Origin of the sequence: Exiguobacterium sibiricum 7-3 (assembly GCF_000620865.1) — a bacterium.
GTDB classification, from domain to species: domain Bacteria; phylum Bacillota; class Bacilli; order Exiguobacteriales; family Exiguobacteriaceae; genus Exiguobacterium_A; species Exiguobacterium_A sibiricum_A.
In genome coordinates this window covers 1213829-1231716 of the sequence record NZ_KK211190.1, presented here as the reverse complement: position 1 = coordinate 1231716, position 17888 = coordinate 1213829, and the positions used below count along the sequence as shown (strand labels likewise).

General features: G+C 47.1%; 15 protein-coding genes. All 15 read right to left on the bottom strand.

Annotated elements, in window-relative coordinates; translation table 11 throughout:
- Positions 1-149 precede the first annotated feature (149 nt).
- On the bottom strand, positions 150-2315 hold the full coding sequence (locus P402_RS0107130) for a DNA translocase FtsK (RefSeq protein WP_026828052.1): 2166 nt from the start codon (positions 2313-2315) through the stop codon (positions 150-152).
- Positions 2316-2386: 71 nt separating this feature from the next.
- Complete coding sequence (locus P402_RS0107125) at positions 2387-4051, bottom strand: ribonuclease J (RefSeq protein ID WP_026828051.1); 1665 nt, start codon at positions 4049-4051, stop codon at positions 2387-2389.
- A gap of 153 nt (positions 4052-4204) precedes the next feature.
- A complete protein-coding gene (locus tag P402_RS0107120; RefSeq protein WP_026828050.1) occupies positions 4205-4867 on the bottom strand; it encodes a M15 family metallopeptidase in 663 nt (220 codons plus the stop codon).
- The gene (locus P402_RS0107115) at positions 4867-6126 is read right to left on the bottom strand and encodes a lipid II:glycine glycyltransferase FemX (RefSeq protein WP_026828049.1); all 1260 of its coding nucleotides are present in this window, start codon (positions 6124-6126) and stop codon (positions 4867-4869) included. Before P402_RS0107115 ends, P402_RS0107120 begins: the two co-directional genes overlap by 1 nt.
- The gene (locus P402_RS0107110; RefSeq protein ID WP_026828048.1) at positions 6123-7586 is read right to left on the bottom strand and encodes a UDP-N-acetylmuramoyl-L-alanyl-D-glutamate--2,6-diaminopimelate ligase; all 1464 of its coding nucleotides are present in this window, start codon (positions 7584-7586) and stop codon (positions 6123-6125) included. Before P402_RS0107110 ends, P402_RS0107115 begins: the two co-directional genes overlap by 4 nt.
- A gap of 64 nt (positions 7587-7650) precedes the next feature.
- Complete coding sequence (locus P402_RS0107105; RefSeq protein ID WP_026828047.1) at positions 7651-8892, bottom strand: M16 family metallopeptidase; 1242 nt, start codon at positions 8890-8892, stop codon at positions 7651-7653.
- Positions 8893-8970: 78 nt separating this feature from the next.
- Positions 8971-11190: a polyribonucleotide nucleotidyltransferase gene (gene pnp, locus P402_RS0107100; RefSeq protein ID WP_026828046.1), complete on the bottom strand. Its 2220-nt coding sequence runs from the start codon at positions 11188-11190 to the stop codon at positions 8971-8973.
- A gap of 135 nt (positions 11191-11325) precedes the next feature.
- Positions 11326-11595 carry a 30S ribosomal protein S15 gene (gene rpsO / locus P402_RS0107095; protein WP_012370703.1) on the bottom strand — a complete coding sequence of 90 codons (270 nt, stop codon included), beginning with the start codon at positions 11593-11595 and terminating at the stop codon, positions 11326-11328.
- Between the two features lie 123 nt (positions 11596-11718).
- Positions 11719-12648 carry a bifunctional riboflavin kinase/FAD synthetase gene (locus P402_RS0107090; RefSeq protein ID WP_026828045.1) on the bottom strand — a complete coding sequence of 310 codons (930 nt, stop codon included), beginning with the start codon at positions 12646-12648 and terminating at the stop codon, positions 11719-11721.
- Between the two features lie 17 nt (positions 12649-12665).
- Positions 12666-13574 carry a tRNA pseudouridine(55) synthase TruB gene (truB, locus tag P402_RS0107085; RefSeq protein ID WP_026828044.1) on the bottom strand — a complete coding sequence of 303 codons (909 nt, stop codon included), beginning with the start codon at positions 13572-13574 and terminating at the stop codon, positions 12666-12668.
- Positions 13575-13625: 51 nt separating this feature from the next.
- Complete coding sequence (gene rbfA / locus P402_RS0107080; RefSeq protein ID WP_012370706.1) at positions 13626-13967, bottom strand: 30S ribosome-binding factor RbfA; 342 nt, start codon at positions 13965-13967, stop codon at positions 13626-13628.
- Positions 13968-14003: 36 nt separating this feature from the next.
- Complete coding sequence (infB, locus tag P402_RS0107075) at positions 14004-16172, bottom strand: translation initiation factor IF-2 (protein ID WP_026828043.1); 2169 nt, start codon at positions 16170-16172, stop codon at positions 14004-14006.
- 15 nt (positions 16173-16187) lie between these two features.
- Complete coding sequence (locus P402_RS0107070) at positions 16188-16490, bottom strand: YlxQ family RNA-binding protein (protein WP_012370708.1); 303 nt, start codon at positions 16488-16490, stop codon at positions 16188-16190.
- Positions 16483-16752 carry an RNase P modulator RnpM gene (rnpM, locus tag P402_RS0107065; RefSeq protein ID WP_012370709.1) on the bottom strand — a complete coding sequence of 90 codons (270 nt, stop codon included), beginning with the start codon at positions 16750-16752 and terminating at the stop codon, positions 16483-16485. Before rnpM ends, P402_RS0107070 begins: the two co-directional genes overlap by 8 nt.
- Before the next feature lie 3 nt (positions 16753-16755).
- A complete protein-coding gene (nusA, locus tag P402_RS0107060) occupies positions 16756-17883 on the bottom strand; it encodes a transcription termination factor NusA (RefSeq protein ID WP_026828042.1) in 1128 nt (375 codons plus the stop codon).
- Positions 17884-17888 lie beyond the last annotated feature (5 nt).

Here is a 17888-nt window from a genome sequence, read left to right as displayed (position 1 = left end):
ACTCATATGACTGAGTATGACAAATATCTCGCACAAAATCAACAGACGTCTGACAACTATTTTCATGAAAACGGTTTAAGTTTTCATTTTTTGTTTTTCGGATGAAAAAAGAGGACAAAGCCTATGGTGGCTTCCTCCTCTTTCCGCTGTTAATGCCCCATGACACGTCGGGGTTTTGATCCTTCGGACGGACCAATCAATCCATTTTCTTCTAACGCATCAATCAGTCGGGCGGCTCGGTTGTAGCCGATTCGATATTTTCGTTGAATCATCGAGGTTGATGCTGTTTCTTGCGTCAAGATGAACTGAACGACTTCATCGTATAGCGGATCGTCGACTTCCGTCTCCCCTTCTGGAATATCCTTTGGAATCATTGCCTCGACATACTGCGCTTTTTGTTGGGAAATGACATGATTGACGATTGTTTCGACTTCTTCATCAGACAAAAATGCCCCTTGGACGCGAACCGGTTTATTCATTCCGTTCCCAAGCAATAACATATCTCCTCGTCCAAGCAACTTGTCTGCTCCACTTGTATCAAGAATCGTTCGGGAATCCGTTCCACTGGAAACGCTGAAGGCAATCCGAGACGGGATGTTGGCCTTGATGACACCGGTAATGATGTCGACACTTGGCCGTTGCGTCGCGATGACCATGTGTATCCCAGCTGCCCGTGCCATCTGGGCGAGACGCATGATGGCATCTTCGACTTCGTTTGAGGCGACCATCATCAAATCGGCTAACTCATCGACGATGACGACGATGTACGGGAGGCGTTGATGGACTTTTTCCTCCGCGTTCATCTTATCGATCAAGGCATTGTAACCTTCGATATTCCGCGCCCCGTTCTGACTGAAGATTTCATATCGCCGTTCCATTTCCGAAACGACCTGCTTTAAGGCTTGGGCCGCTTTCTTCGGATCGGTCACGACAGGGGCGAGCAAATGGGGAATGCCGTTATAGACATTCAGTTCGACCATCTTCGGATCAATCATCATCAGGCGGACTTCATCCGGTCGGGCCCGCATCAAAATCGAGACAATCATCCCGTTGATACAAACCGATTTCCCGGATCCGGTTGAACCGGCGACTAAGACGTGCGGCATTTTATTCAGTTTCGCCGTGACCGTCTCACCGGAAATGCTTCGACCAAGCGCGACGAGTAAGCGGTCCGGGTCTGCCTGGACACTTTCCGCCCCTAAGACCTCTCGTAAAGAGACCATGGCGACTTCTCGGTTCGGTACTTCGATTCCGACGGCAGCTTTTCCGGGGATCGGTGCTTCGATCCGGATATCTTTTGCTGCGAGCGCAAGTGCCAAGTCATCTGCCAGTCCGGTGATTCGACTTAGCTTGATACCTTGATCCGGTTCAATCTCATATTTCGTCACACTTGGACCAAGGTGGATTTTTAAGACTTTTGCTCCGATTCCAAACGACTTTAACGTGGCAATCAGTTTCGTCGCATTGTCTTTTAATCGTTTGTTTTCTCCTGATAAATCTTTAGTGACGGGTTCTGCCAGTAAATCGAGCGACGGCAATTGATACCCGTCCGGCGTCTCCGTCATCGTCAGAGGTCCTTGCGGCTCTTTCGCTTGTGGTTCGACATGATCCGCAAATCCGATGATCGGTACATCTTGAAGGTTGACCGGTGCTTCTTCCGGTACAAGTTCTTCGCCGGCTTGTTTTTTCAGTGTTTTCTTTTTAGCAACCGGTTGTTCTAGCGTTTCTGACTGGGTCGGTTTCTTTTTCTCAGGACGTTCTTTTGGTACTGTCTGTCGTTCGCGTTGCCGGAATTCCTGAATGCGTTCCTTGATTCCGAAAGCCAGTTCACTGAAAAATGTCGGCTGAAGCAGATGAATACCTGTCACAATCAGAAATAACCCGATCATAAATGCCCCAAAACTTGAGATGTAATATGAAGAACCTTGATACAGCCAAGCATTCATGGCACCACGCGGTTGACCGATTAACAAATCAATCCAGATTAAGCCGCCTAAAATCAAGGAAGACCAGGCCCATTTGGCTAACCGTTCTTGGTTCGATAAGATCAGCAACAGCATTCCCCCAATCAAACCATACAGGAGCGAACCAAACTGTCCGACTTGATCTTTTGCGAACTCGGCCAGCACTTCACCGACACGTCCAAACTGTCCAAGTGCTAATACATACGCCAGCAACGAAAGGACCGCGATGATTGCTGCATATGTACGGTATTGAATGGGTTGACGCTGTTTTTTCGTTGGCGGCCGTTTTTTCGCTGTGGTGCGCTTTCGTGGTGGTGTTTTCCGGACCGGTCCTTTTTTTGTCGTTGCCATCTTTCTCTGACCTCCTGATAAAAAAACGACTCAGCTGACCATCGATCGGCCTCCCTGAGTCGCTCTTCTTGTTAAATTTCCATGATGATCGGTAAAATCATCGGACGACGTTTCGTCTGTTCATACAAGTATGAACTTAACTTGTCACGAATCAATGATTTCATTTCTGTCCAGTCGAGCTCACCAGTCAATTTACCTTGCAATTGCTTGGCAACGATACGGTTGGCTTCGTTGATCATATCTTCTGATTCACGCATATAAACGAAGCCGCGGGAAATGATTTCTGGCCCGGAGACAATCGTTTTATTTTTTCGGCTGATTGTAATGACACAGAGGACGACACCATCTTGTGACAACAGACGACGATCACGTAAGACGATGTTTCCGACATCCCCGACACCGATTCCGTCAATCAGGACGTTTCCGGCGTTCACTTTCCGTGACATCCGGGCTTTCCGTTTTTCAAACTCGACGACATCCCCGTTTTCGATGATAAAGATGTTGTTTGCATTGACACCAACTGTCTGTGCTAAACGGCTGTGTGCCTTTTGCATCCGGAACTCCCCGTGGATGGGAACGAAGAATTTCGGTTTGATCAAGTTCAGCATTAATTTCAAGTCTTCCGCATGACCGTGACCGGATACATGAACTTTCCGTTGATTGTAGATGACGTTCGCTCCCGCGCGGAACAAGAGATCAATCGTTTTCGAAACGGATTTCTCGTTTCCAGGAATCGGTGACGCTGCGACAACCACGGTATCGTTTAAGCGGATATTGACCTGCTTATGCGCGTTCCGTGCCATTCGTGTGAGAGCTGCCATCGGTTCGCCTTGCGAGCCCGTCGTTAAAATCACAACCTGATTGTCATCGAGTCGATTGATATCCGACAGTTCGACCAACGTTTTTTGTTTAAAGCGCAAGTAGTTCAAACGTTGAGCGACCTCCACGATATTGACCATGCTGCGACCGACAACCGCAACTTTCCGGTTGTTGGCTTCTGCCGCTGCAAAGACTTGTTGCAGACGGTGAACGTTTGATGCGAATGAAGCTACGATGACGCGACCTGGTGCCTCGTAGATGACATCATTAAGTTCCGATCCGACCGTTGATTCTGATCCGGACATTCCAGGACGTTCTGCATTTGTCGAGTCCGATAAGAGACACAGGACACCACGCTGACCAATCGCAGCAATTTTCCCGAAATCGGCTTGTTTGCCGTCAACCGGTGTGTAATCAAATTTAAAGTCTCCCGTATGGACAATCGCCCCTTGCGATGTTTGGATACATACCCCGACTGCATCCGGAATCGAGTGATTAACACGGAAAAATGTAATGAAGTGACCTGCTACGGTTAATTTCGTCTTGGCATCAATTGGACGAAGATCTGCCTTTTTCAATAAACCGGCTTCTTTTAATTTAATTTCAATCAAACCAAGCGTTAAACGTGTTCCATAAACCGGTACTTTTAAGTCCCGTAAGACATAACTGAGGGCACCAATGTGGTCCTCATGTCCATGAGTAATGAAAATCCCTTGAATCCGCTCTTTGTTTTCTTTTAAATAACTAATGTCTGGAATGACTTTATCAATTCCAAGCATCTCATCTCCTGGGAACATTAATCCAGCATCGATTACGAAGATGTCCTCGTCGAGTTCGACGACGTACATGTTCTTACCGATTTCACCGGCGCCACCAAGAGCAAAGACGCTTACCTTTTCCGTCTTTTTCTTTGACACGATATGACCTCCTATTTATATTCACTTTTCGTGAGCCGTCCACTTATCACTATCACTATTCTAGCCGAACTTTGCCATTCTGCCAACAACAGGGATGGTGAAAACGAAAAAAAACATCGTGTGACCATTCTTTCGGTCCACACGATGTTCGTTTTACGGATTCAACAGCTTCTCGATTTCCTCTGTTCGGTTCGCTTTTTCCTGCCTGCTCGGTTTCTCGCCTGCTTGAAGCTCATTCAAGGAATAACCGAATGTCATCTCGAAGTGCGGATAATCGACAAACCGTTTCCAATCTCCACCCCATTCAAAGCCAAGCGCCTTCCCAACAGCAGCCACCTCACGCCAATCACTTTTACCTGATTGATTTCCGTCATAGTCTAAATCGTAAGAAATATCTCCGTCTATCATTTGAACAAAGTCAATCGCCAAACCATAATTGTGCATCGATTCTCCGCCCCGCGCGTTAGTCACGACTTCTCCTGCTTGCGATCGCCCTTGTTCATACAGCGTATCCTGCTGTTTTTTTGTCCGATACCCTTGTGTGATCCGGATATCGATGTTGTAGCAGGAATGACTGAGACGAATCAAATCCTTGGCACCTGCACGAACTGCTGGATGAAGTTGCTTTAATTGATCCACACTGTCGTTGATGAGACGGTTCTCACCGGCGCTGTCCCGCGGACAACTGTCAAGTCCTAACTCCGGCTGATCGATCAAAATACTCGGCATTCGATTAGTAGACGCTGCAAGAAAGGATCCGATGGCAAACATGACCAACAGGAACAAAATCCAGATGAAGATTGTTCCCCGTTTCATTAGCGGCGTAACTTCTTCCGGATTTTTTGAAGAATCGGCAACCCTGTTTCAAGCAACAGATACAACGGCTTGTTCAAGACATAGTCGAATTCACCGATTTTTTCAATCATTTCACTGCCCCAACCTGATTTAAACGCATATAGACCGGCATAATGATCGTCCGGATCCGTTGACCCGCTGACACCACCAAAGTCATATGAGAGGGCGCCGTGCGCTTTCGCATGACGCATCATCGTCCACTGCATTAAATGATTCGGCATGAATTCACGGTATTCGTTTGATGAAGCACCGTAAAGGTAATATGACCGTCGACCGGCCAAGGTCAACAAGCCGCCCGAAAGAATCACTCCGTTTGGATGTTTTGCCGCAATCGCCATCAGTTCGGTTTTGGATTTCTCTGCTTTTTCAATCTGAGCGGTCGTCTGTTCGAGTCGATTATTTAAACTGTTGATTTTTTTCTCGACCGTTTCTTTTTCCAGCTGACGATGGATTTTCGTTAATTCTTTATCTGCTTGTAATAAGGCTGCTTCCGTATTTTCAAGCGCCCGGACGACATCCAGTTTAGTCAAAAACAATGCCGCGTCTCCAGTTGGACGCAGATGATCGTAGAGATTTTCAAAATAATCGAGACCACGAATCGAAAATCCATCGCGTTCGCCCGTTTCGACCATCAGGTTCGCAAATGTTTTTAACTCTTCCCGCGATGCCTCGTAACAAACAATCCCTTTTCGTTCGGCCAAACGGACATTATAACGGAACTTGGAATGGAAGCGATCAAAAATTTCTTTTTCCGATCCTTCAAGACTTGTCTCCATCGTAAAGCGCGGTTGCGCATAATCAAATCCGCCTCCGAATCCGTTGTGCTTGAATCCGAGTTCCTTCATTTCTTGAAGCAAGTTCGGATATTCTGTCCGGTCGACGTTCGGATCGAGTTTAATGGTAATTGCTTTTCGTTTCTTTGCGACTTGAATCGCCGCATCCCGTAATGCCGCAACGGCTGCCTGATCTGTATAATCAACGACAAATCCGCGTGGAGCATAACATAACGTAAACGGTAATTTTGGAACTTTTTTAAATAATAACAACGCGACCCCAACCAGTTGACCGGTTGATGTTCCGACCGCAATCCGTTCATGCGTCCAGCCAGTTGCCGCCTTGACGGATCCCCAAGCAGGTAACTGCAGGAGATCTCCTTTCGGGTGGGTTTTTACAAACTGTTCAAACTGCGCCTGTTCAATTTCAAGTTGTTGATAAGTCACTTCTTTTCCTCCAATTGGCGTATCATCTCTTTGACGAGTACTTCTTCGTCGAGGGGTGTCTTCTCATCCCCAATGATTTGATATTTTTCATGCCCTTTTCCTGCCAGGATGACGATGTTGTCTGGACGAGCAAGACTCGCTGCGTAGCGGACTGCTTCTTCCCGGTCTCCGATTTCAACGAATTGATCGTGGAGCATACCGGATGCGATTCCGGATGTGATGGACTCATACGATTCAAAACGAGGATCATCGGTTGTGATGACGACTGTCCCCGCATACGTCGATGCGAGTTGCCCCATCATCGGACGTTTAGTCACATCCCGATTACCACCTGTTCCAATCAAGAAGATGATGTTTTCTTTCGGAACATCGACCAATGCTTTCAGACATTGTTCAATTCCATCTGGCGTATGGGCATAATCGACGTAAATGTTGTAGCCGTCAATCGGCAAACGTTGCATCCGGCCTTTTGCTGGCTGTATCTGAGTGATCGCATTCGAAATCTCAGTTAAACTGTAGCCGATTGAAAGAAGGATGCCGGTAGCGAGCAGTAAGTTATAGACGTTGAATCGACCGATGAATTGAACGGTCAGTTCGACCGATTGTTCTTGATAGACCATCGTAAACGTCGTTTCCTGAAGTGTTTGTGTAATATTTGTAGCCTTCAAGTCGGCCGGTTGATCAATCCCGTATGTCATGACACGAGCACCCGTCATCATCTCAAATAAATGACTGATCTCATCATCCGCATTCAAGACTGCCACTTTTTTATCGGACAACCGTTGTCCGAGTTGGGCGAAGAGCAAGCCTTTTGCCCGTGCATAATTCTCGAACGTCTTATGGAAATCCAGATGATCGTGTGTCAAGTTTGTAAAACCAGCCACATCAAAATCTGTTCCGGTCACTCGACCAAGCTCCAATCCATGTGAAGAAACTTCCATGATGACGTCTTCGACGCCTTCTTGGTGCATCTGATGGAAAAAGGCCTGCAGTTCCGAACTTTGAGGTGTCGTATTTCGACTCGGGACGACCCGATCACCGATTTTGACTTCGACGGTACCGATGATACCCGTTTTCCGTCCCAACTGAGCCAAGACATCACGCACGATCGTCGTCGTCGTCGTTTTTCCATTCGTTCCGGTGATGCCGATCATCCGCATCTTTTCGGAAGGATAATCATAAAACTTACCGGCAAGTTCTGCCATCGCTCGGGTTGTGCTTCTGACAAGAATGACAGGAATCGTCACATCAAGCAAGCGTTCTGACACGATGGCGACAGCCCCCTGTGCTTCGGCCTGTTTGGCATAATCGTGTCCATCCACTGTATAACCTTTGATGGCGACAAATAACGTACCTGGCTTCACATCACGCGAATCGGTTGTTAAGGATGTCACGACTGCATCTACCATACGTTCCGTTTTTTGAGTCTGAATGACTTCGATTAGTTCAGCTAAATTCAAGGGTATTCCTTCTTTCTCCACAACTTGTTTTTCAGTTACATGCTACTTCAGTGTATGGTAAGGCTCACTCGGTTTCAAGGTCTGCCTCATCGATTTCCGGCAAGATGTACGCTTTAGCAGGTGGTTCGCTAAAGATATAGGCAATCATTTCCTGAACGTTAGCAGGCGTAATCTGTTCCACTTCAGCAAGTACATCTTCTAGTGTCGGATGCATTCCGAGATGGAGTTCATTCCGGGCATTACGGTTCATATGACTCGATGTGCTCTCATTTCCTAAAATCAACGATCCCTTTAACTGCTCAATTCCATCTTCAAGCTCTTTCGTTGTCAGACCGTGTTCGAGCAGTTGCTGGATTTCCGTTGAAAGAACAGTTTCCACTTCTTCCAACGTTTCTTTTGATGTTCCGACATAAATCGTAAACGTGCCATGATCATCAAACGTCGTATAGTACGAAAAGACGGAATATGCTAATCCGCGGTCTTCACGAATCGATTGAAACAAGCGGCTCGACATCGTTGCTCCAAACGCATTATTGAGTAAGGCTAACGTCGGCAAACGATCATCCGCAGAAGGAATCGCCCGGAAATTATAACAAACATGGACTTGTTCCGTATCTTTTTCCTTCCGTAACGAATCACTTTTCAAAACGGGCTCTTCAATCTGCCGAACGGTCCCATTTGTCTGCAGTACACTGAATCGGTTTTTAATTTGTGTAATCAGTTCGTCCGTCACATGCCCTGCAACTGAGATGACGATTTGTTCCGGTGCATACGCTTCCTGCAGGTACTCTACAATCATTTGACGGCTGAGCTGTTTGACACTTTCTTCCGTACCGAGAATCGGTCGTGCCATGACATCTTCCCCGTACGCCGCAACTGCTAACAGTTCATGTACCAAATCATCCGGTGTATCTTCATACATTTTAATTTCTTCAATCACGACCCGCTTTTCTTTTTCCAGTTCCTCTTCGTCAAACGTCGACTCCAAAAACATGTCTGCCAAGACATCAAACGCCGTGATGGCGTGTTCATCCAATGTCTTCACATAATAACAGGTCTGATCTTTACTCGTGAATGCATTAATATTACCACCCAGGCGGTCAAAATAAACGGCAATTTCTTTTGCCGATTGTTTTTTCGTCCCTTTAAACATCATGTGTTCAATCAAATGACTGATACCATGTTCTTCTTTTGTTTCCGTCCGTGAACCGGCTTTGATGAAAATACCGGTTGCCACACTCCGGGCATTCTCAATCCGTTCACTGACGATTCGAACCCCGTTCTCTAATACAAGTCTTTCGACCATCGTTCATTCCTCCTTGAAATATGAAACAAGGTGGCCCGCGGTGCACGTATTCGCACCGTTGAGCCACCTTTGTTTTCATTAGTTACGACGCGGTGGACGTTGTCCGTCACGTGGTGGGCGAGATCCAGTATCCCGACGCGGCGGGCGGCTGTCACGCTCTGTTTTTTTCTTTTCATCGTATGCAGCGCGATCTTCCGCACTCATACCTTCAACAAGCAGTACTTTATGCGATGCATTGACACGTCCTTTGTCATCGACTTCCGTGACACGGACTTTCAATTTATCGCCTAATTTAACGACATCTTCGGTTTGACCAACACGCTCAAGCGCTAGTTCCGAGATATGCACAAGGGCATCTTTCCCTTTGAACAATTCGACGAAGGCACCGAATTTTTCGACGCGGCGAACTGTCCCGTCAAATTCTTCTCCGATGACGACTTCACGGACGATATCTTCAATCAACTGACGAGCACGGTTAATACCGTCTTGATCCGTTGACGCGATAAAGACGGTTCCGTCTTGATCGATATCGATTTTAACACCCGTCTCATCGATGATGCTGTTGATGACTTTACCGCCGGGTCCAATCACATCACGGATTTTATCCGGATTGATTTTGAGTGTGACGATTTTCGGTGCATATTTAGACAACTCAACACGTGGTTCAGCAATGACTGAATTCATGTGTTCGAGGATGTGTAAACGACCAAGACGCGCTTGTTCAAGTGCCTCTTCTAAAATTTGGCGCGTAATTCCGCCAATCTTCATATCCATTTGAAGGGCAGTCACACCATCTTTAGTTCCTGCGACTTTAAAGTCCATATCGCCGAGATGATCTTCCATACCTTGAATGTCAGTCAAGATTGAATAGTTTTCGCCTTCTTTGATCAAGCCCATTGCAATTCCGGCAACCGGCGCTTTCAGCGGCACACCTGCATCCATCATGGCAAGGATTGATCCACAAATCGACGCCTGTGAAGACGATCCGTTTGATTCGAGGACTTCCGACACCAGACGAATCGTGTAAGGGAAATCTGTTTCTGATGGAAGAACTGGTAACAGTGCACGTTCCCCTAGTGCTCCGTGACCGATTTCACGACGACCCGGTGCACGCATCGGACGCGCTTCTCCGACTGAGAACGGCGGGAAGTTATAGTGGTGCATGAAACGTTTTTCTGCTTTGAGTCCAAGACCATCGATGATTTGCGCATCTCCTGCGACACCGAGCGTTGCAACAGACAAGACTTGAGTTTGACCACGAGTGAAGAGACCTGAACCGTGTGCACGCGGTAACAATCCGATTTCTGAATCAAGCGGACGGATCTCGGCAAGACCACGACCGTCTGGGCGGACTTTATCTTCTGTAATCAAACGACGCACTTCTGTTTTGACGAATTTGTTCAAGACACCCGATACTTCTGCTAATTGTGCTTCCGTAATCGAATCATCTGCTGCGTACTGATCGATATATTTCGAAATGACTTCATTGATGGCAAGATCACGTGCTTGTTTTTCTTCGACTTGAACAGCCATCGTCACTTCTGCAAGCGCGTCGGCTTTCAAGCGATTGACAAGTGTCTCGTCAAACGAAGAGACCGTATAGGCGAATTTTTCTTGACCAACAGCTGCGACGATTTCTTCTTGGAACGCAATCAATGTCTTGATGACGTCATGTCCGAGAAGAATCGCTTCAAGCATCGCTTCTTCTGAAACTTCTTTTGCACCTGCTTCAACCATGTTGACCGCATGTTTCGTTCCGGCAACTTGAAGGTCAATATCGCTTTCAGCCGCTTGACTCATTGTCGGATTGACGATGAACTCACCGTTCACACGACCAATCGTCACGCCTGCAATCGGACCATCGAATGGAATGTCTGAAATCGACAAGGCGATTGAAGCCCCAATCATCGCTGCGACTTCTGGTGAATTATCTTCGTCCGAAGATAATACCGTCGTTGCGACTTGGATGTCGTGACGGAATCCATCCGGGAACAATGGACGGATCGGACGGTCAATCAGGCGTGATGTCAAAATCGCATTTTCGCCTGGACGTCCTTCACGTTTTAGGAAACCGCCTGGAATCTTACCTGCTGCATATAATTTTTCTTCATAGTTCACTGTTAATGGGAAGAAATCTAAGTCTTTTGGTTGTTTTGATGCGACGACCGTCGCAAGGACTGCAGTCTCACCGTAACGGATCAATGCTGCTCCGTTTGCTTGTTTGGCCAGTTGACCGATTTCAATTGTTAATGGACGTCCACCGAGTTCGGTCGAAAACGTCTGCTTTGTTTGTGACATGCACAAATCCCCTCTCACTTCTATCCGTTTTTTCATTCAAATCTAATTATGGATGTTCTTGCGCCAAATGTCCATGAATCGGCAAAAAAAAGAAGCAGGAGACGATGCTCCTGCTTCCTTGTTGATCTGTTCGGATTAGCGACGAAGACCAAGACGCTCGATTAATGAACGGTAACGTGAAACATCCTTGTTACGAAGGTATGTGAGCAAGTTACGGCGACGACCAACCATTTTCAAGAGACCACGACGTGAGTGGTGATCCTTTTTGTGTGTACGTAAGTGATCGTTTAAAGTTGTAATCTGTTCAGTTAAAACAGCAACTTGTACTTCCGGCGAACCAGTATCGCCTTGTTTCGTAGCATAAGCTTCGATAATTTCATTTTTACGTTCTTTAGTGAGTGCCATTGTCACTCCACCTCCATCTTTTGAATGACCGTATTGCCGAGCATCGGATGGTGAGACCTGATGCCAAGCCAACCGGCTGTACGTATTCGTACTGACTCATCATAACGAACCCGTCATCGTCTGTCAAACCGTTAATGCCTGCATCGCGTGAATTTTATCTTGGGCGAGCTGTGTTTTCAGACTTTCAATACCGTCGAACGCTCGTTCATCCCGTAAGTATGCCATCCACTCAATCTTCAGTTCCTGTCCATATAAATCTTCGTCAAATGCGAGCAGGTGGGTTTCGATACTGACTTCTCCCGTCTCATAAAACGTCGGTCTCCGTCCGATGTTCGTCATCGCCGGAAATTTCCGACCATCCTCTAGATGAACGAACGTCGCATAGACACCTAGTTTCGGAATGACATAGGCGAATTCCGGGCGGATATTGGCCGTCGGAAACCCAATTTGTCGACCGCGGGCGTCACCATGAATGACAATCCCTTTCGTTTGATACGGCTCGCCTAGCAACAGGGCTGCCTCCGCGACAGCGCCATCGGCGAGCAGACGGCGAATTCGTGTCGAACTGACCTTTTCATCGTCTGCTTGGTGTTCTGAAACGATTGTATGATCAAACCGTCCACGGCTGTGGAAGTCAAGCGTCGCCATCTTGCCCGCCCCGAACCGTCCATACGAATAATCAAAGCCTGCGACGATATGGCGTGCCCCGGCAGCAATTAAATAATGATCAACGAAGTCTTGTGGTGACAATTCTGAAAAGGCGACTGTGAATTCAATGACATACACCCGGTCAATGCCAAGTTCCGCCATCTTTTCGAGTTTTCGGTCAAGTGGTGTAATGTAGAGAATCTGTTCCGTTCCGTTCCCAAGGACTTGTTTCGGATGAGGGTCAAACGTCATGACCGCTACCGGCAGATGTAATTCTCGGCTTTTTTCAATTGCTGTTTGTAAAACACGTTGGTGTCCAAGGTGTACGCCATCAAAAAAGCCTAGTGCGATGACAGCCGGGTCTTCTACTGGTTGTTCTGGATATGTTAAATGAATGATGTCCATTCCTGATCTCTCCGATCCTAATCGATTTGTAACATGACTTCCACGCGTCCCATATTGATTTCGGAATCAAGCCGATAGATTGCTAAAGGGATGCCCTCTTCATTATAGACAGTAAAGCGTTCAAATTCGACCGGAATGCCTGGTAATTTGGCACCATTCAATACACGGGCTGCCGTCTCGGCATCTACAGTCAACCGCGGCCATTTTTGAATGACTTGTTCAATCGGTAAGACGTACTTCATCCGCTCTTCGACAGTCTCGCATGCTTCAAGCGTTGCAAGTGTCACCGCTTCTGTTTCGGACATCGCACCCGAGCTCGTCCGGCGTAACTCACTCATATGGGCCGCATAACCTAAACGTTCACCGATTTCAACCGCAAGCGTCCGGATATACGTCCCTTTTCCACAGGCAATTTCAATTTGAAAACGGCAGACATCGTCTTCGAAAGTCAGCCCGGATGTTCGTTCTAATGTATCGATTTGGACGATCCGGGTCGGTCGTTCCACTTCGATGCCTTTACGGGCATATTCATATAATTTTTTCCCGTTTACTTTCACGGCCGAATAATAGGGCGGTGTCTGTTCAACCTGTCCGGTCAGTTGATTGAGTATTTCATCGACTTGCTGCTCTGTAAATGCATCGGGTATGACCGACGTTTCCCGGACGGTTTCCCCGTGGGCATCTTCGGTCGTCGTTGCATAGCCAATCGTCACTTCTGCGACATACCTTTTCCCTTCGTCCGTAATGAAGCGCGCAAGCTTCGTCGCTCGTCCGAGACAAATCGGCAAAACACCTGTCACTTCCGGATCAAGCGTTCCGGTATGTCCGACTTTTTTTGTTTGAAAAAGGCGACGCAGTCGAAAAACACAATCGTGACTCGTCATACCTGCTGGTTTATCTAACGGTAATACTCCGATGGGTTCCATCCTTGTCCCTCCTAAAAAAGGACAACCACAGGTGTGGTTGCCCTTGTCTTGTTAATCCTTGTTCAAGTTCCGGAGCAACTCATCGATCCGTGATCCATACTCGACAGATGTATCGATCTCAAACAGCAATTCAGGTGTCTTCCGTAAACGGATCCGTGATCCGATTTCTTTACGCATGAACCCTTTTGACTTTTCAAGACCAACGCGCGCTTCTTCACGCACTGTTTCATCACCGAGCACCGAATAAAAGATCGTTGCTTGTTGTAAGTCACCTGTGACTTCAACACCAGTTACCGTGACCGCCTTGACGCGCGGATCATTCACATCTTTGATCAACATTTGCGTAATTTCTTTACGCACCTGTTCTGCTACACGATTGGAACGTACACTCATTCTATATCCCTCCAGTTCGGATTCTGATCCGTTCTGTTACTTGCGTTTTACTTCTTCCATGATGAATGCTTCGATGACATCGTCTACTTTGATGTCGTCATACCGTTCGATCTTGATTCCACACTCGTAACCGGCTGCTACTTCTTTGACATCGTCTTTGAAGCGGCGCAACGTATCGAGTTTTCCTTCATAAATAACGATGCTGTCACGAACAACACGGACACCTGCAGCACGTGTCAATTTACCTTCTGTGACATAACCACCGGCAATCGTTCCGACTTTCGAGACTTTGATGACGTCACGAACTTCAGCTTGACCGATGATTTTCTCAACGAATTCTGGGTCAAGAAGACCTTTCATCGCTTGTTCGATTTCTTCAATCGCATTGTAGATGATTTTGTGAAGACGAATCTCAACCTTCTCTTGGTCTGCCATCGATTTCGCGTTACCATCCGGACGGACGTTAAAGCCGATGATGATTGCGTTGGCTGCTGAAGCCAAGATGACGTCACCTTCTGTGATCGCACCGACACCTGAGTGAACGATGTTGATTTTAGCACCTTCGACGTCGATTTTTTTGAGTGAACCGGCAAGGGCTTCGACAGAACCTTGAACGTCACCTTTGATGATGATGTTAAGGTCTTTGACTTCGCCTTCTTTGATCCGGTCGAAGAGATCTTCCAAGCTGACTTTCGCTGAATCGCGGCGTTGTGCCTCGATTTCACGTTGGTAACGCGCTTCCCCGATTTGACGGGCTTTTTTCTCATCTTCAAACGCAAAGAATTGATCGCCGGCTTTTGGTACATCGTTTAAGCCTGTGATTTCGATTGGTGTCGACGGACCAACTTCTTTGACACGGCGACCGATATCGTTGACCATTGCCCGAATCCGGCCAAACGTATGACCGACGACGATTGGATCTCCGACACGAAGTGTTCCGTGTTGGACAAGTAATGTTGCGACAGGTCCACGTCCTTTATCGAGTTTCGCTTCGATGACCGTTCCACGGCCGTGCATGTCTGGTGTAGATTTATATTCTTGGACTTCAGAGACAAGGAGAATCATCTCAAGCAACTCATCGATTCCGTCTCCTTTAAGAGCTGAAACTGGTACGAAAATCGTGTCGCCGCCCCAGTCCTCGGCTACGAGTTCGAACTCCGTCAATTCTTGTTTGACGCGGTCTGGGTTAGCGCCTTCTTTATCCATTTTGTTGACAGCAACGATGATTGGAACACCAGCTGCTTTTGCGTGGCTGATTGCTTCTTCCGTTTGCGGCATGACACCGTCATCTGCTGCGACAACGATAATTGCGATATCCGTGACATCTGCTCCACGTGCACGCATTGTTGTAAAGGCTGCGTGACCTGGTGTATCGAGGAATGTGATTTTCTTTCCTTCGATTTCAACTTGGTAGGCACCGATATGCTGCGTGATTCCGCCGGCTTCGCCTGCTGTGACTTTTGTGTTTCGAATCGAGTCAAGCAATGTCGTTTTACCGTGGTCAACGTGTCCCATGATCGTAACGACCGGTGGACGTTCTGACAATTCGTAGTTATCGAGATTCAGTTCATATGCATCGAAGTCTGTTTCATCGACTTTCACTGTTTTCTCGACTTCAAATCCGAAGTCAGATGCAAGCAATTCAACCGTCTCATCATCAAGATCTTGGTTAATGGTCGCCATGACGCCCATTCCCATCAATTTCATGATCAGTTCGTTTGGTTTTTTATCCATTTTTTCAGCCAATTCGCCGACTGTTAAATTGTCTGCGTATTGAACGACGTTCGCCATTGCTTCTTCTTGCGCCCGACGTGCTGCTTTTCGTTGGCTTGATTTTGAATTTGGATCTGCTACTTCTAGTTTACGTGGTTCCACTTTTTTCTGTGGACGACGTTTTCCACCGCGGTTGTTACGGTTTCCGAATTCTGGACGTCCGCCTTTTGTATTGCGTGATTGGTTCCCTGCTGGTTTGTTAGTTGTTCCTGGTCTGTTCGGTTTATTGTCTGATTTCACTTGTTTTGGAGCCTCCGTTTTTTGGACCCGATGTTTCTCGGGATTAAATACTTTGTCGAGTTGCTGTACTGTCTGTTCATCTAAAACCGCCATATGATTCTTAACCGGTTTTTCCAGCTTTTCGAGCTGGGCGATGACCTGCTTACTCGTTACATTCTGTTCTTTCGCGAATTCGTATACACGTTTACCCAAAAGATCCACCTCCAGTTAATCGTTCGAGAGGAGTTCCGTTAGCTTTTTCGCAAATCCGGCTTCGTTGACTGACACGACAACACGCGCGTCTTTCCCAAGTGCATGTCCAAGAATATTTCGATCTCCGACTTCGATGTACGGAACACGATAACTTGTACATTTATCCGTCACTTTCTTACGCGTGGCAGCCCCCGCATCTGCTGCTAAGAGGACGAGTTTGGCTTGTCCCCCCCGTACTTCTTTCAGTACGAGTTCTTCTCCAGTCGTCACTTTCCGCGCTCGGTTCGCGAGACCAAGGAGCGATTCCCATTTACTCATGTGTACCTCCCGCGATCGCAAGCAATTGATCATATAACGCATCTGTTGTCTTGACTTTCAGATGGTGATCGAGTGTGCGCTTCTTTTTTGCTGTCGCAATGACAGTGGCATCTTTCGTCAAATAGGCGCCTCGCCCATTCATTTTACCATTAAGATCGACGACAACCTCACTATCAGGTGTCCGAACGACCCGAATTAACTCTTTTTTAGGACGCATCTCCTGTGTGATGACACATTTGCGTAATGGTACCTTTTTTTGCACGAATTATTCCTCGCCTTCGACTTGGACCGTTTCCACGTCAACTGCTTCTGCTGCCGCAGGTTCGACTTTCATGAAGACATCTTTCAATTCCATCGATTCTGCTTCTGATTCGCTCTTGATATCAATTTTCCATCCTGTTAACTTGGCAGCTAGACGGGCATTTTGACCACGTTTTCCGATCGCCAGTGACAATTGGAAATCAGGTACGACGACGATTGTTGCTTTTGCCGGCTCATTGACATACACTGCGACGACTTGTGCCGGGCTTAATGCATTGGCGACGTATTCTTTCGGATCATCTGAATAACGGACGATATCAATCTTTTCTCCGTTTAATTCGTTGACGATACGTTGGACACGCGCTCCTTTTTGACCGACACATGCACCGACAGGATCGATCTCGTCGGAAGCAACGGCAATCTTCGAACGGTCGCCGGCTTCACGTGCCACCGACTTCACTTCGACTTCTCCGCTGGCGATTTCAGGTACTTCGATTTCAAACAGGCGTTTTAATAAACCTGGATGTGTCCGTGATACGAGAATCGATGCGCCGGATCCTTTGACCATTGGATCGACTTTCGTCACGTACACTTTGATGTATTCACGAATTCCGAAACGTTCATTCGGCATCTGTTCGTGTGTCGTCAATACGGCTTCAATACCTTCGAGATTGACGTAAAGGTTACGTGCATCTTGACGTTCAACCATTCCCGTCATGATTTCATCTTCCCGGTCGGCGAAGTGATTGTAAATACGTTCCCGTTCTGCTTCGCGCATCTTTTGTGTGACGATTTGTTTCGCCGTTTGTGCTGCAACACGTCCAAAATCACCTGGTGTCACTTCAACTTTATGGAAATCACCGAGTTCATACGTCGGATCGATTTCGTGTGCTTCCTCGAGTGAAAGCTGTTCTTCCGGCTGTGTCAAGCGTTCAACAACCTCTTTTAAGGCGAAGACACGGATATCTCCTGTCTGTTGGTCAAACTCGACTTTTACTGCCTCCGACTCTTTTCCAAAGTTGCGACGGTAAGCGGAAATCAATGCCTGTTCCAGCGCATCGATGATAATATTCTTATCAATCTCTTTTTCTTTAGCGATTTGTTCGATTGCTTCAAGTAACTGTGGTCCCATCGTTC

Coding starts and splice junctions, on each gene's coding strand:
- pnp (WP_026828046.1), bottom strand. CDS start 11,190: ATGTCACAAACAAAGCAGACGTTTTCGACCGAACTCGGTGGACGTCCA.
- P402_RS0107130 (WP_026828052.1), bottom strand. CDS start 2,315: ATGGCAACGACAAAAAAAGGACCGGTCCGGAAAACACCACCACGAAAG.
- rpsO (WP_012370703.1), bottom strand. CDS start 11,595: ATGGCACTCACTAAAGAACGTAAAAATGAAATTATCGAAGCTTATGCT.
- truB (WP_026828044.1), bottom strand. CDS start 13,574: ATGGAACCCATCGGAGTATTACCGTTAGATAAACCAGCAGGTATGACG.
- P402_RS0107105 (WP_026828047.1), bottom strand. CDS start 8,892: ATGGTCGAAAGACTTGTATTAGAGAACGGGGTTCGAATCGTCAGTGAA.
- P402_RS0107120 (WP_026828050.1), bottom strand. CDS start 4,867: ATGAAACGGGGAACAATCTTCATCTGGATTTTGTTCCTGTTGGTCATG.
- nusA (WP_026828042.1), bottom strand. CDS start 17,883: ATGGGACCACAGTTACTTGAAGCAATCGAACAAATCGCTAAAGAAAAA.
- P402_RS0107090 (WP_026828045.1), bottom strand. CDS start 12,648: ATGGACATCATTCATTTAACATATCCAGAACAACCAGTAGAAGACCCG.
- P402_RS0107070 (WP_012370708.1), bottom strand. CDS start 16,490: ATGAGTAAATGGGAATCGCTCCTTGGTCTCGCGAACCGAGCGCGGAAA.
- rbfA (WP_012370706.1), bottom strand. CDS start 13,967: ATGAGTGTACGTTCCAATCGTGTAGCAGAACAGGTGCGTAAAGAAATT.